The sequence below is a fragment of the Streptomyces sp. BK239 genome (assembly GCF_004217285.1).
Taxonomy (GTDB): domain Bacteria; phylum Actinomycetota; class Actinomycetes; order Streptomycetales; family Streptomycetaceae; genus Streptomyces.
Map to the genome: position 1 here is coordinate 163,955 of NZ_SHKS01000008.1, position 24,221 is coordinate 188,175.

The window sequence follows — 24,221 nt, forward strand, 5'->3', positions numbered from 1 at the left end:
CGGGGCGTTTCCTCCGCCCCGGCCGGGGCACGCATGAGTAGCACCCCAGACCCCGTCCCCGGGGAAAGGATCGTGACGCCATGGCGGAAACTGTCACACTTTCCGGCAAGACGAGCTCCGGCCTCCTCGCGTCCCTGGGGCCCCTGCTGCGCGACTGGCTCCCACGCCAGCGCTGGTTCGCCGGGAAGGGAAGCCCGGTCACCGGGTTCTCGCAGGTCGCGGCCACCGAGCTGCTGCCCGAGGACTCCCCGCTGGGCCTCTACCACCTGCTGGTGCGCGCCCACCAGGGCGCCGGTCCCGGCGACTGCTACCAGCTCCTGATAGGCGTGCGCGAGGCGCTGCCGCCCCGGCTGGCGCCCGCGCTCATCGGACACGTGCCGGACGGCCCGCTCGCCGGGCGGACCGTCTACGACGCCCTGTACGACACCCGGCCCGCCGAGCTGCTCCTGGAGGCGCTGCGCACCGGGTCCCGGATCGGCGTGCTGCGCTGCGAACGGGACCCGTCCCAGGAGATACGCGCCGGCCTGGTGCCGCGCCGGCTGACCTCCGAGCAGTCGAACTCCTCGGTCGTCTATGGAGATACGTTCATTCTCAAGCTGCTGCGCCGGGTGGTGCCCGGCGTCAACCCCGACCTGGAGTTGCCGCTGGCGCTGGCCCGGGAGGGCTGCCCCCGGGTGCCCGCGCCGACGGCGTGGATGCGCGCCGAGGCCGAGGACCTCGCGGAGGGGCCCGGGGAGAGCGGCGAGCCGTACGTCCTCGGAGTGCTCCAGCCCTATGTGCAGGGGGCGACGGACGGCTGGGAGCTGGCCCTGCGGGAGCTGGCCAAGACCGAGGACTTCGGCGCGGAGGCGCGGGCGCTGGGCCGGGCCACCGCCGAGGTGCACACGGCGCTGGCCCGTGCGCTGCCCACGGTGACCTTCGGGCACGCCCAGTTGGAGCCGCTGGTGCACGGCATGGTCGAGCGTCTCGACGCGGCGGCGCAGGCGGTGCCCGCCCTGCACCCTTACGCGCCCGCGCTGCGCACCGCCTTCACCGCGCTGGCCGACCTCGCGGCCGAGGGTCACACCTGGACCGCCCAGCGCGTCCACGGCGACCTGCACCTCGGACAGTGCCTGCGGGCCCCGTCCGGCCAGTGGTCGCTGATCGACTTCGAGGGCGAGCCGGCCCGGCCGCTGGCCGAGCGCAGGATGCCGCAGCCGCCGGTGCGGGACGTGGCGGGGATGCTGCGGTCCTTCGACTACGCGGCGCACTCGGCCACCCCGCCGGCGCCGGGCTGGGCCCGCGCCTGCCGGGCGGCCTACTGCTCGGGGTACGCCGAGGTGTCGGGCGCCGACCCCCGCACCGATCCCGTGCTGCTGCGGGCCTACGAGACGGACAAGGCGGTCTACGAGGTCGTCTACGAGGCCCGGCACCGCCCGGACTGGCTCCCCGTCCCGCTCTCCGCGATACGCAGGCTCGCAGCGTCCGACCAGCTCTGAGGAGGCTTTGTCCGTGACTCCCAGCCCCCCGTCCAACGGTTCCGAACCGAAGAACCCGAAGAAGAAGGCGGCCGCGGCCGAGGAAGGGGCGGCCGGGAAGGCGGCGGCGAAGAAGGCCGCTGCGAAGAAGGCCGCTGCGAAGAAGGCCGCTGCGAAGAAGGCGGCGGGCGGGAAAGCGGCCGTGAAGGCGGTGAAGGCCGCGACGCCGGCGAAGGCGGCGGCCAAGGCGGTGAAGGCTCCCAAGCCAGTGAAGGCGGCGAAAGCCGCGAAGGCTGTCGCGAAGAAGGCCGCGCAGGTGAAGGCGTCGCCGCCCACGCCTCCCGCCGGGCCCCTGGAGGTCGGCCTGTCCCCCGCCCTCGACGCCGGCGACCGCGACCGCCTCCTGCACGGCTCCCACCACGACCCGCACGGCGTGCTCGGCGCGCATCCGGCGCCCGGCGGGATCGTCTTCCGGGCCTTCCGCCCCTACGCGCGCGCCGTCACGGTCGTCTCCGGCGAGCTGCGCGCCGACCTGCACGACGACGGCGACGGCTTCTTCTCCGGACTGCTGCCCCTGCACGAGGTCCCGGCCTACCGCCTCCTCGTCCGTTACGAGGACGCGGTCGTGGAGACCGAGGACGCCTACCGCTTCCTGCCGACGCTGGGCGATCTGGACCTGCACCTGATCGGCGAGGGCCGGCACGAGCAGCTGTGGACGGTGCTGGGCGCCCACCCGACGACCCACCAGGGCGTGCGGGGCACCCGGTTCTCCGTGTGGGCGCCGAACGCGCGCGGCGTACGGCTGGCCGGCACCTTCAACCTCTGGGACGGCGCCGGGCACGCCATGCGCTCGCTCGGCTCCTCCGGGGTGTGGGAGCTGTTCGTGCCGGGCGTCGGCGAGGGCGAGCTGTACAAGTTCGACATCACCCGGCCCGACGGTTCGCGCACCCTGCGCGCCGACCCCATGGCCCGCCGTACCGAGGTCCCGCCGGCCACCTCGTCGGTCGTGACCGCCTCGCACTACGAGTGGGGCGACGAGGAATGGCTCGCCCGCCGGGCCGAACGCCCGGTGCACGAGGCCCCGTTCTCGGTGTACGAGATCCATCTCCCCTCCTGGCGACCAGGGCTGACCTACCGTCAACTCGCCGAGCAGCTCCCCGCGTACGTCAAGGATCTGGGCTTCACCCATGTCGAGCTGATGCCGGTCGCCGAGCACCCCTTCGGCGGGTCCTGGGGCTACCAGGTCACCGGCTTCTACGCGCCGACGGCCCGCCTCGGCACGCCGGACGACTTCAAGTACCTGGTGGACGCGCTGCACCGGGCCGGGATCGGCGTCCTGATGGACTGGGTGCCGGCGCACTTCCCGCGCGACGACTGGGCGCTCGCCGAGTTCGATGGGCGGCCGCTGTACGAACACGAGGACCCGCTGCGGGCCGCCCACCCCGACTGGGGGACCCTGGAGTTCGACTTCGGGCGGCGCGAGGTGCGCAACTTCCTGGTGGCCAACGCGGTCTACTGGTGCGAGGAGTTCCACATCGACGGGCTGCGGGTGGACGCGGTCGCCTCGATGCTCTACCTCGACTACTCGCGCGAGCCCGGCCAGTGGACGCCGAACGAGCACGGCGGCCGCGAGAACCTGGACGCGGTGGCCTTCCTCCAGGAGATGAACGCGACCGTGTACCGCCGGGTGCCCGGTGTCGTGACGATCGCGGAGGAGTCCACGGCCTGGGACGGCGTCACCCGTGCCACACACCACCGGGGGCCGAGCGGTTTCGGCGGGCTCGGGTTCGGGCTGAAGTGGAACATGGGGTGGATGCACGACTCGTTGCAGTACATGAGCAAGGAGCCGGTCCACCGGCGGTACCACCACGGGGAGATGACCTTCTCCATGGTGTACGCCTACAGCGAGAACTACGTCTTGCCCATCTCCCACGACGAGGTCGTGCACGGCAAGGGCTCGCTGGTGTCGAAGATGCCGGGCGACTGGTGGCAGCGGCGGGCCAGTCTGCGCGCCTACCTGGCGTTCATGTGGTCCCATCCGGGCAAGCAACTGCTCTTCATGGGGCAGGAGTTCGCGCAGGGCGCGGAGTGGTCCGAGGCGCACGGGCCGGACTGGTGGCTGCTCGACCCCGCCTACGGGGCGGAGCCAGATCACCGCGGGGTGCGCGATCTGGTGCGGGACCTGAACGGCGTGTACCGGTCGACGCCGGCGCTGTGGGAGCGGGACGTCGCCCCGGACGGCTTCCAGTGGGTGGTGGGCGACGCGGCCGACGACAACGTCCTCGCGTTCCTCCGCCACGACGCGGACGGGACGCCGCTGCTCGCCGTGTGCCACTTCTCGCCCGTCGTGCGGCACGACTACCGGCTGGGGGTGCCGGACGACGTGCCGGCGTGGCTGGAGGTGCTGAACACGGACGCGGAGCGGTACGGGGGCAGCGGTGTCACCCACCCGCACCCGGTGAAGCCGGAGCCCCAGCCGTGGCACACCCACCCGGCGAGCGTCCGCCTGACCCTCCCCCCACTGGCCACGGTCTGGCTCCGCCCGGCCTGACTCATGGGGGCGCCAGCAATCCAGCCCGTCCGGCGCTTGAGGACGAGGCCCGTTCAGGGCCGAAAGCGGGGGCCCGGGGGCGGCAGCCCCCGGGGACGGGTAGGGGCGGCGGGGGCGGGAAACCCCCCTCACCGCCCCTGCCCACACGTCACACGAGTGCCTCCCCCAAGGCCTGCGGCAGCTCCCCCGCGTGCACCACGCCGAGCCGCTGCGTGGCCCGGGTCAGGGCGACGTACAGGTCGCTCGTGCCGAAGTCGCCCGGCTCCACCACGAGGACGGAGTCGAACTCCAGGCCCTTGGCCTGCCGGGGGTCGAGCAGGACGACCGCTCGCGTGAGGTCGGGCTCGTCCCCCGCCGTCACGCCGTCGAGCCGGGCGGCCAGCTCGTGGTGCAGCACCCGGGGTGCGATCACCGCGAGCCGCCCCTCCGCCGGGGTGAGCTCCTCCACCGCCTTGGCGACCGCCCCGGGCAGATCGTCGACGGCCCGCGCCCACGGCCGCACGCCGGTGGACCGCACCGAGCTCGGCGGCACGAAGTCCGGCCGCTCGGCCCGGACGACGGCGGCCGCCGCCTCCATGATCTCCGCGGGCGTACGGTAGTTGACGCCCAGCCGCGTGTGCTCCCAGCGGTCCTCGACGTACGGCCGGAGGATCCGCTCCCAGGACCCCACGCCCCCGGCCTCCGAGGTCTGCGCCGGATCGCCGACGAGGGTCATGGAACGCGTGGGGCTGCGCCGCATCAGCAGCCGCCACGCCATCGGCGACAGCTCCTGCGCCTCGTCGACGATGATGTGGCCGAACGCCCACGTCCGGTCGGCCGCCGCGCGTTCGGCGGCGCTGCGGTGGTCGTCCTCCTCGTGCCGTTCGGCGAAGCGCTCCGCGTCGATGATGTCGTGCGCGGACAGCACCTCGGAGCCGTCCGGGTCGCTGTCCTCCTTGTCCTCGAACTCGTAGGTCCGGGAGGCGTAGGAGACGTCGAGCACGCCCTGGGCGTAGGCGATCTGGGTCCGCCGTTCGCGTTCGGCGCGCTCGCGGGCCGCCCGGTCGTCCTCGCCGAGGAGTTCGGCGGCCTCGTCGAGCAGCGGTACGTCGGCGACGGTCCAGCCGCGGGTGACCGGGCGGCGGACGGCGGCCGCCTCCTCGTCGCCCAGATACCCCTCGGGGTCGGCGAGGAAGTCGGCGACCAGCCGCTGCGGACTGAGCACGGGCCACAACTGGTCGACCGCGGCCCATACTTCGGGGTTCTCGGCGATCTCGTCGCGGATCTGGGTGACGTCGCTGGGGTCGAGGAGACTGGAGCCGTCGTAGGGGTCGGTGCCGACGCGTTCGGCGTACAGCTCGGTGAGGGTGTTGAGAATGTGGCCCTCGAAGTGCTCTCGGGCGGCGTTGTGCGGCAGCTTCAGCGCCCGGGTCCGCTCGCGGGCGATGCGCACGAGCCCTTCGTCGAGCATCAGCACCTCGCGGTCGTGCTCGACGGCGATCACCGGGTCGGGCAGCGCCTGCCGGTCGCGTACGACGGCGGCGAGGACGTCGGCCATGTGGGCGCCGCCCTTCACCACGGCCGCCTCGGGCGTGTCCGCGGCGGTCGCCCGCACGCCCGGGTACAGCTCGCCGACGGTCGCGAGCAGCACGCCGGTCTCGCCGAGCGAGGGCAGCACCTCGCCGATGTAGCCGAGGAAGGCGGGGTTGGGGCCCACGATGAGGACGGCCCGCCTCGCGAGCAGTTCGCGGTGCTCGTAGAGGAGGTAGGCGGCGCGGTGCAGGGCGACGGCCGTCTTGCCGGTGCCCGGGCCGCCCTCGACGACCAGCACCCCGCGGTGCGGAGCGCGGATGATCTCGTCCTGCTCGGCCTGGATGGTCTGGACGATGTCGGCCATGCGGCCAGTGCGGGCGGCGTTCAGCGCGGCGAGCAGGACGTCGTCGCCGGCCGGGTCCTCGTAGCCCGTGCGGGTGGCGTCGTCGACGTCGAGGAACTCGTCGTGCAGGGCGGTGACCCGGCGGCCCTCGGTGCCGATGTGTCGCCGGCGGCGCAGGCCCATGGGGGTGTGGCCGGTGGCGAGGTAGAAGGGGCGGGCGACGCCGGCCCGCCAGTCGATGAGGACCGGGGTGCGTTCGGCGTCGTCGCGGCGCAGGCCGATCCGCCCGATGTGGTGGGTGACCCCGGAGACGAGGTCGATGCGGCCGAAGCACAGGGAGCCGTCCACGGCGTTCAGCGCGGCGAGCAGGCCGGAGCGTTCGGCGACGAGGATGTCCCGCTCCAGCCGGGCCTGCCTGGGCTTGTCACCCTGGGCGAGGGCGTCGGCGACGGACGCCTCGGTGTCGCCGCGCAGGGCGTCGACACGGGCGTACAGGCCGTCGATGTATTCCTGTTCACGGCGCAATTCACTGTCCGTAAATCCGTTGTTTGACAATTCCGCTCCCGCCCGGATACACTGTGCCTACTGAACTTCACTGCGACCTCCCGGTAATCGTCACAATGAAGACGGCGAGAAAGTCGCGAACCATTCAATATACGCAGGGAAATCCCCCGGACGCAATTGCCCGGGGGATTTCTCTTGCGCCGGCACAGCCTGGCGCAGGCGCCCGGTCAGAGCACGTCGGACAGCTCCTCCAGCAGCCGCCGCTTCGGCCGTGCCCCCACCATCGCCTTCACCGGCTCACCGTCACGGAAGACCATGAAGGTCGGCATCGACAGCACCTTGTAGTGGTTGGTGATCGCCGGGTTGTGGTCGACGTTCAGCTGCACCACCTTCAGCCGCTCCCCCTCCTCCGCGGCCAGCGCACTCAGCACCGGCGCCATCTGACGGCACGGCGGACACCAGTCGGCGGTGAACTCCACCAGCACCGGCAGCCGTGCCGCCAGCACCTCCGCCGAGAAGTCGCCGTCCGACACCTCGCTCACTCCCGCGGCCTTGCTCACAGTTCCCGTCCTCCCAGCTCGCACCCGGGTTCCGGGCCCCCCGGAACCAGCGACTCGGCGGCCAGTTCGTCGCGGGCCTGCTCGGCCCGCTCCAGCTGACCGGCGACCTTCTCCCGCACCGCCCGCAGCTCCCCGACGAGCGCGTCCAGTTCGTCCAGCTTGCGCCGGTAGACCGCGAGCGACGCCGGGCAGGAGTCGCCCTCCGGGTGCCCGGCGCGCAGACACTCCACGAAGGGCCGGGTCTCCTCCAGGTCGAAGCCGAAGTCCCGCAACGTCCTGATCTGCCGCAGCAGCCGCAGATCACGCTCGTCGTACGCGCGGTGCCCCAGCTCGTCGCGGCGCGCGGGCAGCAGACCCCGCGCCTCGTAGTACCGCAGCGCCCGCGTGGTGGTCCCGGCCCGTGCGGCCAGCTCGCCGATTCGCATGACGACGAACGTACGGCCTGACGCCGACGTCAAGGCAAGAGCGGCTCGTGCCGGCGGGCACAATGGCAGCCATGACCACGGGCAACACCGGTCGCGCCGAGGCCAATCGCCGCCGCATCCTCGACGTCGCCCTCACCGAGCTGCTGCGCGACCCCGACGCGTCCATGGACCAGATCGCGCGGGCCGCCGGGGTCGTACGCCGCACGGTGTACGGGCACTTCGCCGGCCGGGAGGCGCTGATCGGGACGCTGGTGGAGGACGCCGTCCAGTCGCTGGCGGCGGCGCACGCGGCGGGCCGGGAGGGGATAGAGGAGCCGGCGGAGGCGCTGGCCCGGTCCGTGCTCGCGGTGTGGGAGGTCGCCGACCGCTACCGGCTGCTGGTCGCGCTGGCCCAGCGCACGGTCACGGTGCAGGGCATCCGGGAGCGGCTGACGCCGGTCCGGGAGAACAGCGTGCGGCTGCTGCGGCGCGGTCTGGAGGAAGGGGCGTTCGTCTCACCGCTGCCGGCGCCGGCCCTGGCGTACGTGCACGAGCAGATCCTGTTCGGCCTGATGGAGGCCGTGAACGACGGCCTGGTGAGCCCGCGGGAGGCGGGCCGCTCGGCCGCGGTCACCGTCCTGACGGCGGCGGGCGTCCCGGCCACGCTGGCCGCGGCGCTGGTGACGAAGGCGACGCGGACGGCCGGCCGCGCTCCGGAGAGGACGAGGCCGGCCGGAACCGCTTTGACGCGTACACATCCCCCCACATAGGTTCTGCCCGGCCCTGATCGTCCGTCAGGCGCCGACATCGATCCCGGGGGACACGTAGTGCGCTGGTTCTTCGTCGTGCTCAGGAAGTACTGGGTCTTCAGCGGGCGCGCCCGCCGCGCCGAGTACTGGATGTTCACGCTGGTCAGCACGATCATCTACCTCGCGCTGATGTTCGCGGACGACCGGGCCGGCAACGAGGTGCCCACGACCGCCTTCACCCTGGCGATCGCGCTGCCCTCCCTGGGCGTCACGGTGCGCCGGCTGCACGACACGGGCCGCACCGGCTGGTGGGCCCTCATCGGGGTGCTGCCCTGCGTCGGCCTCATCACCCTGCTGATCTTCACGGCCGAGGACGGCGTCCCGGGCCAGAACAAGTACGGCCCGAACCCCAAGGAGATCCCCCTGCTCACCGACCCGGCGCCCACGGACGCATGAGAGAGCCGGGCGGCTGAGCAACGGGGGAGTCTCAGCCGCCCGGCGTTCTGGGGGGGGCGGAACCGCAAGGCTTGGCCGGGTGTCCGGCCCCGGTTCAGGCGGGGCCGGACACCCGGGGTGCGGGGGGCGTCAGGCCTTGGCGAGTTCCTTCTCGCCGCCCTCGCGCTGCTCGGGCCGGACGGCCTCCTCGGCGGGCGCCGGAGCGCCGTGGCCGTCGTCGAGCAGGGTGGTCTCGTCGAAGGGGATCCGGCCCGCGAGGACCTCGTCGACGCGCGCCTTGTCGATCTCCTTGGTCCAGGTGCCGATCAGGACGGTGGCGACGGCGTTGCCCGCGAAGTTCGTCAGGGCGCGGGCCTCGCTCATGAAGCGGTCGATGCCGACGATGAGGCCGACGCCGTCCACCAGGGCCGGCTTGTGCGACTGGAGGCCGCCGGCGAGGGTCGCGAGACCGGCGCCGGTGACGCCCGCGGCGCCCTTGGAGGCGACCAACAGGAAGAGCAGCAGCGGGATCTGCTCGCCGAGCGACATCGGCGTGCCCATGGCGTCCGCGATGAACAGCGACGCCATGGTCATGTAGATCATGGTGCCGTCGAGGTTGAAGGAGTAACCGGTCGGGACGGTGATGCCGACGACGGGCTTGCTGACGCCCAGGTGCTCCATCTTCGCGATGAGGCGCGGCAGCGCGGACTCGGAGGAGGACGTCGACAGGATCAGCAGGAGCTCACGGCCCAGGTACTTCAGGAACGTGAAGATGTTCAGGCCGGCGACGATCCGCAGCAGCGCGCCGAGGACGACGAAGACGAACAGGAAACAGGTGACGTAGAAGCCGAGCATCAGCACGGCCAGGCTCTTCAGAGCGTCCACGCCGGCGGAACCGGTGACCGCGGCGATCGCGCCGAACGCGCCGATCGGGGCGGCCCACATCACCATGGCCAGGATGCGGAAGACGAGCCGCTGGATGTGCTCGACGCCGCGCAGGATCGGCTGGCCCGCGGAGCCCATCGCCTGCAGGGCGAACCCGGCGAGCAGCGCGATCAGCAGGGTCTGCAGCACCTCGCCGCCGGTGAAGGCGGAGACCATCGTGGTCGGGATGATGCCCAGGAGGAACTCGGTGGTGTCCTTGGCCTCGGCCGACACCTGCGCCTGCCCGGTCTCCTTGATCGCGTCGGTGACCGCGAGGCCGGTGCCCGGCTCCAGGATGTTGCCGACGACCAGGCCGATGCCGAGGGCGACCAGCGACATCACCAGGAAGTAGCCGAGAGCGATGCCTCCGACCGCGCCGACCTTGGCGGCCTTGCGGACCGAGCCGATGCCGAGAACGATCGTGCAGAAGATGATCGGCGAGATCATCATCTTGATCAGGTTCACGAACCCGGTGCCGATGGGCTTCAGCTCCACGGCGAAGTCGGGCGCGATCAGGCCCACGGCGATACCGAGGGCGACCGCGACGATCACCGCGATGTACAGGTAGTGGGTGCGGTCCCGCTTGGCGGGTGCGGCAGGTGCCGTATTCGTGGTGCTGCTGGCGGCCACGGCTGCCCTCCTTGACGTCTTCGTCGGCATCACCGGCGTGCGGCTCACGTCCGGGGAGTTAAGGGGAATGCTGGGACTATCTCCCGGCGTGTGAGGGCGGTCACCCTTCCGTTCATTTAGTTCACAATGCACGCCGGGGGCACACTGACGACATGCGTCTACCCGTTCCCGCACCTCGCAGCCTGGCCGGCCAGCTGTTCGCCATGCAGGCGGTGCTGATCGCGGTCGTCGTGGCGGGATACGCGATGTTCACCTACGTGAGCGACCGCTCGCAGGCCGAGGAGGCGGCGGGCCGGCAGGCCACCGCCGTGGCCCGGTCGGTGGCCGACTCCCCCTCCGTGCGGGAGGCGATCGGCACGCCGGACCCGACGGCCTCCCTCCAGCCGTACGCGCTGCGTGTGATGCGGGACACGGAGGTCGACTTCGTGACGATCATGAACCCCGAGGGCATCCGCTGGACGCATCCCGACGCCGGCCAGATAGGCCGGCACTTCCTCGGCAACACCGCCCGCGCCCTGAAGGGCGAGTCGTTCACGGAGACGTACACGGGCACCCTCGGCGCGTCCGTGCGCGCGGTGACGCCGATCGAGGACGACGGGCGGGTCGTCGGCCTGGTCAGCGCCGGCATCAGGGTCGAGGCGATCAGCGAGCGGGTCTCGGACCAGGTGAAGGCCCTGTTCGCGGTGGCGGCGGGCGCTCTGGCGCTCGGCGCGGTGGGCACGTACGTGGTCAACGCCCGGCTGCGCCGCCACACCCACGGCATGAACGCCACCGAGCTCAGCCGGATGCACGACTACCACCAGGCGGCGCTGCACGCCGTACGCGAAGGGCTGCTGATGCTGGACGGCCGGTTCCGGGTGGCGCTGATCAACGACGGCGGGCGGGAGTTGCTCGGCGTGGGCGAGGAGGTGGTCGGCGTCTCGGTGGCCGACCTCGGGCTGCCGGCCCCGCTGACGGGCGCGCTGCTGGCCTCCGAGCCGCGGGTCGACGAGGTGCATCTGACGGCGGACCGGGTGCTGGTGGTGAACACCTCGCCGGTGTCCGGCGGTGAACGCCGGGGCACGGTGGTGACCCTGCGGGACGTGACGGAGCTCCAGTCGCTGATGGGCGAGCTGGACTCCGAGCGCGGCTTCACCCAGGCGCTGCGCTCGCAGGCGCACGAGGCGGCGAACCGGCTGCACACGGTGGTGTCGCTGATCGAGCTGGGCCGGGCGGAGGAGGCCGTCGACTTCGCGACCGCCGAGCTGGAGCTCGCCCAGGCGCTCACCGACCAGGTGGTGGCGGCGGTGAGCGAGCCGGTCCTGGCGGCGCTGCTGCTCGGCAAGACGGCACAGGCGAACGAACGGGGAGTGGAGCTGGTGGTGTCCGAGGACAGCGGCCTGGACGACGGTCTGCTCCCCGAGTCCCTGCCCGCCCGCGACCTGGTGACCATCCTGGGCAACCTCATCGACAACGCCGTGGACGCGGCGCAGGGCAGCATGCGGGCCCGGGTGACGGTGACGGCGTCGACGGACGGCGACGACCTGCTGCTGCGGGTCGCCGACACCGGCGACGGGGTGGACCCGGCCCACGCCGCCCAGGTCTTCGAGCGCGGCTTCTCCACCAAGCCGGCGGGCCCGGGGGGCCGCGGTCTCGGCCTGGCGCTGGTGCGGCAGGCGGTGACCCGGCACGAGGGCACGCTGTCGATGGCGGCGTCCGGCAACGGCGGTGCCAACGGTGACGGCGGCGCGGAGTTCACCGTGCGGCTGCCGCTGCGGTCGGCGGCGGGCGCGGCGCGGACGTCGGGAGGCGCGAGATGACGGACGCCACGGGCCCCGCCGTCGCGCACCCGATCCGGGTGCTGGTCGTGGAGGACGATCCGGTCGCCGCCGACGCGCACGTCCTGTACGTGGGCAGGGTGCCCGGTTTCGTCGCGGTCGGGAAGGCGCACACGGGCGCGGAGGCGCGGCGCATGCTGGACCGCACGCCGGTGGACCTGCTGCTGCTGGATCTGCACCTCCCCGACGGCCACGGTCTGCAGCTGGCCCGGTCCCTGCGGGCGGCCGGCTATCACGCGGACGTGATAGCGGTGACGTCGGCGCGGGATCTGACGGTGGTCCGGGAGGGGGTCTCGCTGGGCGTCGTCCAGTACGTCCTGAAGCCGTTCACCTTCGCGACGCTGAGGGACCGGCTCGTGCGCTACGCCGAGTTCCGCGGCGCGGCGGGCGAGGCGAGCGGTCAGGACGAGGTGGACCGGGCCCTGGCGGCGCTGCGCGCCCCCAGCCCCGCCGCTCTGCCGAAGGGGCTGAGCGGGCCGACGCTGGAGCGGGTGACGGTGACGGTGCGGGAGGCGGACGAGGGCCTCACGGCGGCCGGCCTCGCGGAGGCGGTGGGCATCTCACGGATCACGGCCCGGCGGTACCTGGAGCACCTGGTGGACGCGGGAAGAGTCGAGCGAAAGCCGCTGTACGGCCAGGTGGGCCGCCCGGAACTGGTGTACCGCTGGGTGGCCGCGGGACGGTGACACAGGCGGTGCGACGACGCGGCGCCGACCGCACCGGGTGGTCGACCGCGGGGCGGTGACACACGCCGTGCGACAACGCAGCGCCAGGTGCACCGGCGGCAGACCGCGAGGGCGTGACACACACGGTGCGACAACGCCGCGCCCGGTGTACCGGCGGGTGACCGCGAGGCGGTGACGCACGCCGGGCGGCCTCGCGGCGGTCCGGCTGACGGGCCGCCGCCGTGCCCCCTGCCGTTCTAGAAGACCGACTCCGCCTCGTCCATGCGGTCCTTGGGGACCGTCTTGAGTTCGGTGACGGCCTCCGCGAGCGGGACCATCACCACGTCCGTCCCGCGCAGGGCCGTCATCCGGCCGAACTCGCCGCGGTGCGCGGCCTCCACCGCGTGCCAGCCGAAGCGGGTGGCGAGGACACGGTCGTAAGCGGTCGGGACGCCGCCGCGCTGGACGTGGCCGAGGATGACCGGGCGGGCCTCCTTGCCGAGCCGCTTCTCCAGCTCGTACGCCAGTGCCGTGCCGATGCCCTGGAAGCGCTCGTGGCCGAACTTGTCGATCGCGCCCTTGCCGTAGTCCATGGTGTCGTCGGCGGGGTGCGCGCCCTCGGCGACGCAGATCACCGCGAACTTCTTGCCGCGGGAGAAGCGCTCCTCCACCATCTTGACCAGGTCCGCCGGGTCGAAGGCGCGCTCGGGCAGGCAGATGCCGTGGGCGCCGGCGGCCATGCCGGACTCCAGGGCGATCCAGCCCGCGTGCCGGCCCATGACCTCGACGACCATCACCCGCTGGTGGGACTCGGCGGTCGTCTTGAGGCGGTCCATCGCCTCGGTGGCGACGCCGACCGCGGTGTCGAAGCCGAAGGTGCGGTCGGTGGAGGAGATGTCGTTGTCGATCGTCTTGGGGACGCCGACCACCGGCAGGCCCGCGTCGCTCAGCATCCGCGCCGCCGTCAGCGTGCCCTCGCCGCCGATGGGGATCAGCGCGTCGATGCCGAAGTCGTGGATCATGTCGCCGGCGCTCTCACAGGCCTCGCGCAGCCGGTCCCGCTCCAGGCGGGAGGAGCCGAGGATGGTGCCGCCGCGAGCCAGGATGCCGCTGACCGCGTTGAGGTCGAGGGCCCGGTAGCGGCGGTCCAGCAGACCCGCGTAGCCGTCCTCGAAGCCGATGACCTCGTCGCCGTAGTTGTCGACCGCTCGGTGCACGACCGACCGGATCACTGCGTTCAGCCCGGGACAGTCGCCGCCTGCGGTGAGAACTCCGATGCGCATCGTGCTGTGTCTCCTGCTCGCTGTCGATACCGGTGAGCCGCTCCGATTCTTTCACGCCGTCGAGGGCACTGTCTCTTGACGGGCGCCTTATCCAGACGCAGGGGTACTGTCAAGAGGGTTCGCTCACCCCGGTGGGCCATTTTTCTGCCCGGGCGGCGGCCCTCGACAACAAGCACCCGACGCAAGAAGTGGAGAGCACGCGTGACGCGCAGCGTGTACGTGACCGGGATCGACCGCGGCGACGGCCGCCAGGTCGTGGAGCTGGGGGTCATGGAGCTCCTGACCCGTCAGGTCGACCGGGTCGGCGTCTTCCGCCCCCTCGTCCACGACGGACCCGACCGCCTCTTCGAGTTGCTGCGCGCCCGCTACCGGCTGGCGCAGGACCCGGCGACCGTCTACGGCATGGACTACCACGAGGCGTCCGCCCTCCAGGCCGAGCAGGGCACGGACGAGCTGGTGTCCACGCTCGTCGACCGGTTCCACCGCGTCGCCCGCGACTACGACGTCGTCCTCGTCCTCGGCACCGACTACGCCGACACCCAGTTCCCCGACGAGCTGTCCCTCAACGCCCGGCTGGCCAACGAGTTCGGCGCCTCCGTCATCCCCGTGGTGGGCGGCCGGGGCCAGACCGCGGAGGCCGTGCTCGCCGAGACCCGCAACGCCTACCGCGCCTACGACGGCCTGGGCTGCGACGTCCTCGCCATGGTGACCAACCGGGTGGCCCGCGAGGACCGGGAGGCGATAGCCGAGCAGCTGATCTCGCGGCTGCCGGTGCCCTGTTACGTGCTCCCCGACGAGCCCGCGCTGTCCGCGCCGACCGTCGCCCAGATCAGCCACGCCCTCGGGGCGAAGGTGCTCCTCGGGGACGACTCGGGGCTCGCGCGCGACGCCTTGGGCTTCGTCTTCGGCGGCGCGATGCTGCCGAACTTCCTCAACGCCCTGACCCCGGGCACCCTGGTCGTCACCCCGGGCGACCGCGCCGACCTGGTCGTCGGCTCGCTCGCCGCGCACAGCGCCGGCACCCCGCCCATCGCCGGCGTGCTGCTCACCCTGGGCGAGGTGCCGAGCGACGAGATCCTCACACTGGCCGCCCGGCTCGCGCCCGGCACGCCCGTGCTGTCGGTGGCCGGCACCAGCTTCCCCACGGCCGAGCAGCTGTTCTCCCTGGAAGGCAAGCTGAACGCGGCCACACCGCGCAAGGCGGAGACCGCGCTCGGCCTGTTCGAGCGGCACGTCGACACCGCCGACCTGCTCAAGCGGGTCTCCGCGCCGAGCAGCGACCGTCTCACGCCGATGATGTTCGAGCACCAGCTGCTGGAGACGGCCCGCACCGACCGGCGCCGGGTCGTCCTGCCCGAGGGCACCGAGGAGCGGGTGCTGCACGCGGCGGAGGTGCTGCTGCGCCGCGGCGTGTGCGACCTGACGCTGCTGGGCCCGGCCGACCGGATCCGCAAGCAGGCCGCCGATCTCGGCATCGACCTCGCCGACGCGCAGGTGATCGACCCCGCCACCAGCGAACTGCGCGACGCGTTCGCCGAGAAGTACGCGAGGCTGCGCGCCCACAAGGGCGTCACGGTGGAGCTGGCGTACGACGTCGTCTCCGACGTGAACTACTTCGGCACCCTGATGGTGCAGGAGGGGCTCGCCGACGGCATGGTGTCCGGGTCGGTGCACTCGACGGCGGCGACGATCCGGCCGGCCTTCGAGATCATCAAGACCAAGCCGGACGCCGACATCGTCTCCTCGGTCTTCTTCATGTGCCTGGCCGACAAGGTCCTCGTCTACGGCGACTGCGCGGTCAACCCCGATCCGAACGCCGAGCAGTTGGCCGACATCGCCATCCAGTCGGCGGCGACCGCCGCGCAGTTCGGCGTGGAGCCGCGGATCGCGATGCTGTCGTACTCGACCGGCACGTCCGGTTCGGGCGCGGACGTGGACAAGGTGCGCGAGGCGACGGAGCTGGTGCGCACGCGCCGGCCCGACCTGATGATCGAGGGGCCGATCCAGTACGACGCCGCCGTGGAGCCGTCCGTCGCGGCGACCAAGCTGCCGGGCTCCGAAGTCGCGGGCCAGGCCAGCGTGTTGATCTTCCCCGACCTGAACACCGGCAACAACACCTACAAGGCCGTGCAGCGTTCGGCCGGCGCGATCGCCGTCGGACCGGTGCTCCAGGGTCTGCGCAAGCCGGTCAACGACCTGTCCCGGGGCGCTCTCGTCCAGGACATCGTCAACACGGTCGCCATCACGGCGATCCAGGCCCAGACCCCCAGCGAGAAGGCTTCCCAGCAGTGAGCGCCACACGTGTCCTCGTCCTCAACTCCGGCTCCTCGTCGGTGAAGTACCAGTTGCTCGACATGAGCGACGGCAGCCGGCTGGCCGTGGGGCTCGTCGAGCGCATCGGCGAGCAGACCTCGCGGCTCAAGCACACGCCCCTGGCGGACGGCGGCGAGTCGCGGGAGCGGACCGGCGCGATCGCCGACCACGACGCCGCGCTGAAGGCCGTCGCCGAGGAGCTGGCCCAGGACGGGCTGGGCCTGGACTCGCCCGAACTGGCCGCCATCGGGCACCGGGTGGTGCACGGCGGCAAGCACTTCACCGAGCCGACGGTCGTCGACGAGGCGGTGCTCGCCGAGATCGAGCGGCTGATCCCGGTGGCCCCGCTGCACAACCCGGCCAATCTGACCGGCATCCGCACGGCGCAGGCGCTCAGGCCCGACCTGCCGCAGGTCGCCGTCTTCGACACGGCCTTCCACACCACGATGCCGGAGTCCGCGGCCCGTTACGCGATCGACGTGAAGACGGCCGACGAACACCGCATCCGGCGCTACGGGTTCCACGGCACCTCGCACGCGTACGTCTCCCGGGCGACGGCCGAGCTGCTGGGCAAGGCGCCCGAGGAGGTGAACGTCATCGTGCTGCACCTCGGCAACGGGGCGTCCGCGTCGGCCGTGCGCGGGGGCAGGTGCGTGGACACCTCCATGGGGCTCACGCCGCTGGAGGGGCTCGTGATGGGTACGCGGTCCGGGGACGCCGATCCGGCCGTCATCTTCCATTTGGCCCGTGTAGGCAAGCTGTCCATCGACGAAATCGACACTCTTCTCAACAAGAAGAGCGGGCTGATCGGCCTGTGCGGCGACAACGACATGCGGGAGATCACCCGTCGGATCGACGAGGGCGACGAACAGGCGAAGCTCGCCTTCGACATCTACATTCACCGGCTGAAGAAGTACATCGGCGCCTATTACGCCGTTCTCGGCCGGGTGGACGCCGTGGCGTTCACCGCCGGCGTCGGGGAGAACGCGGCGCCGGTGCGCGCGGCGGCCGTCGCGGGCCTTGAGACCCTGGGCCTGGCGGTGGACGACGCGCTGAACGCCGTGCGCGGGGACGAGCCGCGGCTGATCTCGCCCGGGGACGCGCGGGTGAAGGTGGCCGTGGTGCCGACGGACGAGGAGTTGGAGATCGCCACGCAGACCTACGCATTGGTGGGGCGGTATTGATAAGCGGCTCCGACGCGGGGCAACTGAACAGCGTCGTCGAAATGCGGCCCCGCCGCTCGGCAACTGAGCGGCTTCCCGCCCATTTGTATCTTCCGCCAGACGGAATATTCCGGAGCGAAACAAACCGTTAGGATCGCCCCATGCGCCGTTCGAAAATCGTCTGTACTCTCGGCCCCGCGGTCGACTCCCACGAGCAGCTCGTCGCGCTGATCGAGGCCGGCATGAACGTGGCCCGCTTCAACTTCAGCCATGGCACGCACGCCGAGCACCAGGGCCGGTACGACCGGGTCCGGGCCGCGTCCAAGGAGACCGGCCGGGCCATCGGTGTCCTCGCCGACCTCCAGGGCCCCAAGATCCGCCTGGAGACCTTCGCCGAGGGTCCGGTGGAGCTGGTCCGCGGTGACGAGTTCACCATCACCACCGAGGACGTGCCCGGCGACAAGACGATCTGCGGCACCACCTACAAGGGCCTGCCCGGCGATGTCTCGCGCGGCGACCAGATCCTCATCAACGACGGCAACGTCGAGCTGAAGGTGCTGGACGTCGACGGTCCCCGGGTGCGGACGATCGTCATCGAGGGCGGTGTCATCTCCGACCACAAGGGCATCAACCTGCCCGGCGCGGCCGTCAACGTGCCCGCGCTGAGCGAGAAGGACATCGAGGACCTCCGCTTCGCGCTGCGCATGGGCTGCGACCTGGTCGCGCTGTCCTTCGTCCGGGACGCCAAGGACGTCTCCGACGTCCACCGGGTCATGGACGAGGAGGGCCGCCGGGTCCCCGTCATCGCCAAGGTGGAGAAGCCGCAGGCGGTGGAGAACATGGAGGACGTCGTGATGGCGTTCGACGGTGTGATGGTCGCCCGTGGCGACCTGGCCGTCGAGTACCCGCTCGAGAAGGTCCCCATGGTGCAGAAGCGCCTGATCGAGCTGTGCCGGCGCAACGCCAAGCCGGTGATCGTGGCGACCCAGATGATGGAGTCGATGATCACCAACTCCCGTCCGACGCGCGCGGAGGCCTCCGACGTCGCCAACGCGATCCTGGACGGCGCGGACGCGGTCATGCTGTCCGCGGAGTCCTCGGTCGGCGCGTACCCGATCGAGACCGTGAAGACGATGTCGAAGATCGTCGCCGCGGCGGAGACGGAGCTGCTGAGCAAGGGCCTGCAGCCGCTGGTGCCGGGCAAGAAGCCGCGCACGCAGGGCGGTTCGATCGCGCGCGCCGCGTGCGAGATCGCCGACTTCCTCGGCGGCCGGGGTCTGGTGGCCTTCACCCAGTCCGGCGACACGGCCCGCCGCCTCTCCCGCTACCGCGCGGCCCAGCCGATCATCGCCTTCACCACCGACGAGGGCACCCGCAACCAGCTGGCGCTGAGCTGGGGCGTCGAGTCGCACATCGTGCCGTTCGTGAACAGCACCGACGAGATGGTCGACCTGGTCGACCAGGAGATCATCAAGCTCAACCGCTTCAACGCGGGCGAGATCGTGGTCATCACCGCCGGCTCCCCGCCCGGCGTCCCGGGCACGACGAACATGGTCCGAGTCCACCACCTGGGCCAGGGCGCCCGCGACTGACGTCCCAGCACTTCAGCCACTGAGGGCGCCCCCGGGACGGGGGCGCCCTCTGGCGTTCTCACGGCTACGGCAGGTCCGGGGCCAGCCGCTCCCACACCTGGACCTCCGCCCAGCGGGGATGCTCCGCGAGGAGCGGCGCCAACCGGCGCACGGGGGCGAGCAGTCGCCGGATCGTCCGGAGCGCCAGGATCTGCTCGCGGTCCAGTTCCCGCCAGTGCCCGGCGCAGCGGACGGCCTCACCCGGGGACAGCGGCATGGCGGCCAGCGCGCTTTCGAGCACGATCTGCGGATCGAGCAGAGGAACGCCCTTGCGCGGCCCTGTCCGCTCCAGCAGCCAGGACCGCAGTTGCAGGTCACGCGACAACCACTCGCCTCGCTGGGGGCCGGTAGAACGCTCGGCGCGCGTCAGCAGCGCCGTCCAAGCTTCTCCGACCGCGCGCCACCGTTCGTCGGGGAGCGTGGACGCATCTTCTTGGACCCTGGCCGCGAACTGCTGAACTGCGGCGATCCACTGGCTCACCTCACCGTCGGTCGCCGCCGGCTCGGATCAGCGCCGCACGTGGCCGTCCAGGTCGAGCCGGTCGAGGCCGTCGAAGCACCCGGTCACCCCGAACACCCTTTGATCGCCTCGCCGTCCATGCCGATGTACTTGTCCCACTGACGCCATGAGGCTGCAGCCCGGGCCCCCGTAAGACGGGGGACCCGGGCTGCGGCGCTTGAGCGGCCCTCGGAGGGAAGTGAGGGTCAGCCGGCCAGCTTGCTGGTGTAGACCTGCATGCCGGGGATGTGCAGGTTGCCGCCGAACTGGCCGGCCTGGACCACCTTGACCTTGGTGAAGTAGATCAGGGGGATGTTCAGCGGCGGCGGGTTCTCCGGGCTGAAAGTGATCGGGAGCAGGCCGAACAGGTTGCCCGAGATGCTCTCGGTGTACATGATCGTGTCGCCGCCGGTGATCTTGGACTTGGTGCCGGCGCCGGCCTGGACGTGGTAGGTCACGCCCTTCTGCTTGTCGTCCACCGTCTGGTGCAGGTCGTCGATCTCGGTGCCGCCGGAGATGACGTACTTGAGAACCTTCTTCTTGGTCCCGTTGGCGGTCTTCACCTCGACGATGCCCTCGTAGTCGGCGCTCTTCAGCAGCAGCGCGCTGGCGTTGAGGTACCAGGGGTCGTCCGCCAGGAGGACCTTGTTGTCGACACCGCTCTCCTTGTCGGTGGCGGCGACGCAGTCCTCGGGCTTCACGGTGGAGCTCGCGGACGGGCTCGGAGAGGCGGAGGCCGAGGGCGAGGCGGAGGCGTCGGCGGCGTCCTTGGCGTCGGAGGCCGCCTCGTCCGTCTTCTCGCCGGCGTCCTCGGCCGTCTCCCCGGCCTTGTCGCCCGCCTTCTGCGTGGTGTCCTTCGCCGTGTCGGTGACGGCGTCGGGGGTGTCCTCGGCGGCCGTGCCGGAGCTCTTGCCGGTGCCCGCGGAGGAGCCCGAGGCGCCCGACTTGGCGCCGGAGTCCGCGGCGGACGGAGAGGCCGACGGCGAGGGGCTCGCCTCGTCCGGCTTGGCGGAGCCGCCGATGCCGCCGCCGTCGAAGACGTCCTTGACGGCGTCGCCGATGGTCTCCAGGACGTTCTTGCCGGTCTCGGCCGGCGCCGGGCTCCCGGTCTCGGTCCCGCCGGAGGACGGCTCCTGCGCGGAGGCCGACGCGGACGGGGCCGGCGCCGGGGCGGGGCCCTCGTCGGAACCTGAATCCGACGAGGAGGAGCCGCCCGAGGAGGAGCCCTTGGATCCCTTCGAGCTCGACGGGTTCTTCGCCCCGCCGGACTTCTCGGAGCCGGAGTCCGACGCGTCACCCTTGGAGTCCTTGGAATCCTTGGAGTCCTTGGAGTCGTCCTCGGAGGCCGACGGGGACGGCGAGGCCGAGGGAGAGGCGGAGGCGCCCTCCAGGGCCGTCAGGCAGTCCTTGTAGTCGTCGGCGAGCTGGCTGTTCGACGTCGGCTGGTCGTCGGCGACGGCGAGCGTCGGCGTGAAGCCCATGCCCATGAGCACGGCCGTGGGCATCGCGGCCATGGCTATCGCCTTGCCGGCCGGCATGTGCAGCCGGGTGAACAGCGGCTTCTTCGGCGCCGCGTGGCGTGCCCCGCCCGACCGGTCCGGCAGGACCGAGCCGTCGCCGAGGACCTCGTCAGCCGACACGGTGCACTCCGTTCGGCTCGTCCGCCTGGACGGGCTGGGACGCGCCGCCGTCCGCCTGCTTGTGCAGCGTGTACGACGGGCCCTGCTCCCCGGCGACGGGGTACGGGCCGGGCGCGGGGGCGCCGTCCTGGGTCGGGGCGGGCGGGAGGTTCTGGGGCTCCGCGCCCTGGGGCGCCGGGTTGCCGGGCGCCCAGGAGAGGGCGAGGGCTCCGCCGATCATCGCCAGCAGGAAGCCGATGATGAAGCCGCCGATGTTGGAGACCACGAGGGAGACCAGCGCGAGCAGGATCGCGGCGATGCCGGCGAAGACGCGGGTGGCCTGCTGGAACCACATCGTCAGGCCCAGGGTGACCAGCAGCACGCCGATGATCAGCGAACCGGCGCCGGCGGTGGTCGCCATGGTGAGCGACATGGTGCCCAGCTTGAGCGTGGCGTAGGGGAAGTAGGCGATCGGCAGACCGCCGAGCAAGGTGAACAGGCCCGCCCAGAAGGGCCGGTTGCCCCGCCAGTCACGGAACCGCAGACGCAGCCGGGTGAAAGTCCCGGTGCTCTGGCCCGGAGTCTCGGCACTCATGGAAAACAGCTCCCTGGGTCCGGGTTGGGTACATACCGGCTCGGCCGTGACGTGGAGAAGCCGGAGAGTCTGTGAGGTGGGGATGCCCGGCGCTCGGTGCCGGGTGGGGGCGCGGGGCGGAGGAGCGAGCGCTCCTCCGCCCCGTCCTGGCGGCTCAGCCTGCCAAGATCACCCCTGCGGCGCGAGCCGTCAGAAGCACTCCATCTTGGGGTCGGCGCCGAGACGCATCGACAGCCCGCTGAGCTTGAACGTTCCGGCGGTGGTCGCCCACGCCGTCTGCTCGACGTTCGAGAGGTCGGCCGACTTCGCCTGCTGGGCGAAACCGCCCGGCAGCACGCTCTCGCCCTCCTTGACGGCGGGGCCACGGGTCTTGTCCTTGACCGCGACACCGATGTCGATCTGGTTGAACGTCGCGTCGGCGTCGAGCTGCGCGACGTCGATGTAGAGGTTCTCGGCGGTGACCGGCTTCTTCGGGTCCTTGCCCGCGTCAAGACGCAGGTAGAACGTCTTGTTGAGGACCGGGATCGTCGTCTTGACCGACTGACACATGTTCGTGATAGTCGCGTTCTCGAACGAGGAGACCGCTACCGGAACCTGCGTCTTGGTCTTGCCGTCGACCGCGGTGTAGACGTTGTCGATGCCGCCGTACTGGGCGAATCCGTCACCGTGCAGGGTCTCGGCCGAGACCTTGAACTGCTGACCGGAGACGCTGAACGAGGCCGCGAGTGCGCCCTGCGCCAGGCCGACGCCCACACACGCTGCCGCGGCGACGCTGGGCACCATGACCACAGCGAACCGCTTCCATCTGGTCCCGCCACGCACCTGGGACTCCATATTTCCTCCTTCTCGGACGTACATCTCCTGGCTCCGGCTCGCCTCCGAGGCGGCGGCTCGGCCGGGCAGGGATGGGAGAAGCACTACGTCCTCGGGAAGGGGAGCGCCCGAACCCGAAAGGCGCGAACCGCGCTCCGAATCACCGGCGATCACCCCCGAGCGACACATCGGTCGCGCCTGACACGCATCACGCACAACCCTGCTGGACAGGCTTCACCGAGCGGCGAAGACCCCCCTGTCCAAGAGCCGACGCCACTGTCGCCGACCCTGCTCGGTGGGGACCCAGGGGACCCGTCGACCCAACCGGCTGTCGGGGTACGGAATTGGACCGAGCGTGGCCGATCGTGGTGCATTCTGGCCGCCCGCACAAGGGGGTTCGTTACCGGCTAGTAACGGCCGGATAACCGAACAACGACCCACAGGTCTCGGCCCACGACGCTGGGTGGCAATCATGCCCAGGACAAAACTATTGATCGCTGGACAGAATCCGACACATCCACGCCTCTGCTTTACTCGCAGTAACAGCGGCCGCGATTACCAAGATTTGGTAAAACGCGGCCGCAGGGGGCATCCAGTCGCCAGATTTTTCACTCCGGCACCACAGGCCCCGGCGTTTAGCGGCTGGTCAGCACCGGGGCCCGGCGGGGCTCAGAACAGGGCGCGCGCCAGAGCCCTGCGCGCCGTGGCCACCCGCGGGTCCTCGGGGCCCACGACCTCGAACAGCTCCAGCAGCCGCAGCCGTACGGCGTCCCGCTCCTCACCGGCCGTGCGCCGCACGGTGTCGATGAGCCGGCCGAACGCGTCGTCGACATGACCGCCCACCAGATCCAGGTCGGCTGCGGCGATCTGGGCCGTCGCGTCCTGCGGCTTCTCGGCGGCCTCCTTGCGCACCGCCTGCGGGTCCATGCCCTGCACGCGCTGGAGCAACTCGGCCTGTGCGAGGCCGAGCTTGGCCTCGGTGTTGCCCGGGTCGTCGGCCAGCACGTTCTGGTAGGCGCGCACCGCGCCGCCCAAGTCGCCCGCGTCCAGGGCCTGTACGGCGGCCTCCAGCAGGGCGTCGTACGGACCGGCCGGCGCCTCGGCGGCCTCGGTGGGCTCGCCGGGCCGGGCGTCGGGGTCGACGGTCAGGCCGGTGAGACCGAAGCGCTGCTCGGCGACGGCCACCAACTGGTCGAGCGTCTGGCGGATCTGAGCCTCCGAGGCGGCCCCCTGGAAGAGCGGCAGCGCCTGTCCCGCGACGACGGCGAAGACGGCCGGGATGCCCTGCACCCCGAACTGCTGCATCAGCATCTGGTTGGCGTCGACGTCGATCTTCGCGAGCAGGAAGCGCCCGGCGTACTCGGCGGCGAGCCGCTCAAGGACGGGGCTCAGCTGCTTGCAGGGCTGGCACCACTCGGCCCAGAAGTCGATGACGACGGGCACCTCGGCGGACCGCTGGATGACGTCGCGCTCGAACCCCGCCTCATCGACGTCGATGACGAGGTCCGCTGGGGACACCGCCCCCGTCCCGCCCTGCCGGGCGGCTTCGGCGCGCGCCTGCTCCGCCTTCGCCTTGGCCTCCTGGGCCGCCTTCACCGCGGCGAGGTCGACGACTCCGCTCATGGACATGTTCCGTGGCTGCATGCGTCTATCCTCCCCCGTTCCCGCGCGTGCGTGAAAACGATCCGCGAATGCGCCGGGGTCCCCACCCCACGCGCCGCGTGATCTCGGCTCGCGGACGTCCACCACGAGCT

Annotated in this window: 19 protein-coding genes; 9 read left to right on the forward strand and 10 right to left on the reverse strand. The window is 71.6% G+C overall.

What is annotated here, in order from left to right; all coding sequences use genetic code 11:
- Positions 1-80: 80 nt before the first annotated feature.
- Positions 81-1,478, forward strand: coding sequence for a maltokinase N-terminal cap-like domain-containing protein (locus EV567_RS23630; protein ID WP_130443363.1), 1,398 nt, complete (start codon positions 81-83; stop codon positions 1,476-1,478).
- A 13-nt stretch (positions 1,479-1,491) separates the two neighbouring features.
- A complete protein-coding gene (glgB, locus tag EV567_RS23635) occupies positions 1,492-4,008 on the forward strand; it encodes a 1,4-alpha-glucan branching enzyme (protein WP_130443365.1) in 2,517 nt (838 codons plus the stop codon).
- Positions 4,009-4,156: 148 nt separating this feature from the next.
- Here glgB and EV567_RS23640 read toward each other — a convergent pair whose 3' ends face one another.
- From EV567_RS23640 to EV567_RS23650, 3 genes are all read right to left on the reverse strand, one after another.
- Positions 4,157-6,388 (reverse strand): UvrD-helicase domain-containing protein, encoded by a 2,232-nt coding sequence (locus EV567_RS23640; protein WP_130443367.1) that lies wholly within the window; start codon positions 6,386-6,388, stop codon positions 4,157-4,159.
- A gap of 206 nt (positions 6,389-6,594) precedes the next feature.
- Complete coding sequence (locus EV567_RS23645) at positions 6,595-6,927, reverse strand: co-chaperone YbbN (RefSeq protein ID WP_130443369.1); 333 nt, start codon at positions 6,925-6,927, stop codon at positions 6,595-6,597.
- Positions 6,924-7,352 carry a MerR family transcriptional regulator gene (locus EV567_RS23650; RefSeq protein WP_130443371.1) on the reverse strand — a complete coding sequence of 143 codons (429 nt, stop codon included), beginning with the start codon at positions 7,350-7,352 and terminating at the stop codon, positions 6,924-6,926. Before EV567_RS23650 ends, EV567_RS23645 begins: the two co-directional genes overlap by 4 nt.
- A 62-nt stretch (positions 7,353-7,414) precedes the next feature.
- On the opposite strand from EV567_RS23650, the gene EV567_RS23655 reads away from it, so the two are divergent.
- Both EV567_RS23655 and EV567_RS23660 read left to right on the forward strand, forming a co-directional pair.
- Positions 7,415-8,101 carry a TetR/AcrR family transcriptional regulator gene (locus tag EV567_RS23655; protein ID WP_130443524.1) on the forward strand — a complete coding sequence of 229 codons (687 nt, stop codon included), beginning with the start codon at positions 7,415-7,417 and terminating at the stop codon, positions 8,099-8,101.
- Between the two features lie 57 nt (positions 8,102-8,158).
- Complete coding sequence (locus tag EV567_RS23660) at positions 8,159-8,536, forward strand: DUF805 domain-containing protein (protein ID WP_130443373.1); 378 nt, start codon at positions 8,159-8,161, stop codon at positions 8,534-8,536.
- A 129-nt stretch (positions 8,537-8,665) separates the two neighbouring features.
- Here EV567_RS23660 and EV567_RS23665 read toward each other — a convergent pair whose 3' ends face one another.
- Positions 8,666-10,099: a cation:dicarboxylate symporter family transporter gene (locus tag EV567_RS23665; RefSeq protein ID WP_130443526.1), complete on the reverse strand. Its 1,434-nt coding sequence runs from the start codon at positions 10,097-10,099 to the stop codon at positions 8,666-8,668.
- Between the two features lie 122 nt (positions 10,100-10,221).
- Here EV567_RS23665 and EV567_RS23670 point away from each other — a divergent pair, with 122 nt between their 5' ends.
- Positions 10,222-11,868, forward strand: a complete 1,647-nt coding sequence (locus tag EV567_RS23670; protein WP_130443374.1) for a sensor histidine kinase — start codon at positions 10,222-10,224, stop codon at positions 11,866-11,868.
- The gene (locus EV567_RS23675) at positions 11,865-12,572 is read left to right on the forward strand and encodes a response regulator (protein ID WP_130443376.1); all 708 of its coding nucleotides are present in this window, start codon (positions 11,865-11,867) and stop codon (positions 12,570-12,572) included. Before EV567_RS23670 ends, EV567_RS23675 begins: the two co-directional genes overlap by 4 nt.
- Positions 12,573-12,808: 236 nt before the next feature.
- Here EV567_RS23675 and EV567_RS23680 read toward each other — a convergent pair whose 3' ends face one another.
- A complete protein-coding gene (locus tag EV567_RS23680) occupies positions 12,809-13,834 on the reverse strand; it encodes an ATP-dependent 6-phosphofructokinase (protein WP_130443378.1) in 1,026 nt (341 codons plus the stop codon).
- Positions 13,835-14,035: 201 nt separating this feature from the next.
- On the opposite strand from EV567_RS23680, the gene pta reads away from it, so the two are divergent.
- The 3 genes from pta (at position 14,036) to pyk (ending at position 18,902) form a co-directional block, all read left to right on the forward strand.
- Entirely contained in the window at positions 14,036-16,126 is a 2,091-nt protein-coding gene (gene pta, locus EV567_RS23685; protein ID WP_130443380.1) for a phosphate acetyltransferase, read from the forward strand.
- Positions 16,123-17,331, forward strand: a complete 1,209-nt coding sequence (locus EV567_RS23690) for an acetate kinase (protein WP_130443382.1) — start codon at positions 16,123-16,125, stop codon at positions 17,329-17,331. Before pta ends, EV567_RS23690 begins: the two co-directional genes overlap by 4 nt.
- A gap of 140 nt (positions 17,332-17,471) precedes the next feature.
- Complete coding sequence (gene pyk, locus EV567_RS23695; protein ID WP_130443384.1) at positions 17,472-18,902, forward strand: pyruvate kinase; 1,431 nt, start codon at positions 17,472-17,474, stop codon at positions 18,900-18,902.
- Positions 18,903-18,966: 64 nt separating this feature from the next.
- Here the strand turns inward: pyk and EV567_RS23700 are convergent, their stop codons facing one another.
- From EV567_RS23700 to EV567_RS23720, 5 genes are all read right to left on the reverse strand, one after another.
- Entirely contained in the window at positions 18,967-19,266 is a 300-nt protein-coding gene (locus EV567_RS23700) for a hypothetical protein (RefSeq protein WP_130443386.1), read from the reverse strand.
- A gap of 380 nt (positions 19,267-19,646) precedes the next feature.
- On the reverse strand, positions 19,647-21,080 hold the full coding sequence (locus EV567_RS23705; RefSeq protein WP_130443388.1) for a hypothetical protein: 1,434 nt from the start codon (positions 21,078-21,080) through the stop codon (positions 19,647-19,649).
- A complete protein-coding gene (locus EV567_RS23710; protein ID WP_130443390.1) occupies positions 21,070-21,654 on the reverse strand; it encodes a DUF6114 domain-containing protein in 585 nt (194 codons plus the stop codon). The genes EV567_RS23705 and EV567_RS23710 overlap by 11 nt, the downstream gene beginning before the upstream one ends.
- A gap of 189 nt (positions 21,655-21,843) precedes the next feature.
- Complete coding sequence (locus EV567_RS23715; RefSeq protein ID WP_130443392.1) at positions 21,844-22,488, reverse strand: DUF6230 family protein; 645 nt, start codon at positions 22,486-22,488, stop codon at positions 21,844-21,846.
- 648 nt (positions 22,489-23,136) lie between these two features.
- Entirely contained in the window at positions 23,137-24,111 is a 975-nt protein-coding gene (locus EV567_RS23720) for a tetratricopeptide repeat protein (protein WP_130443394.1), read from the reverse strand.
- Between the last annotated feature and the right edge of the window lie 110 nt (positions 24,112-24,221).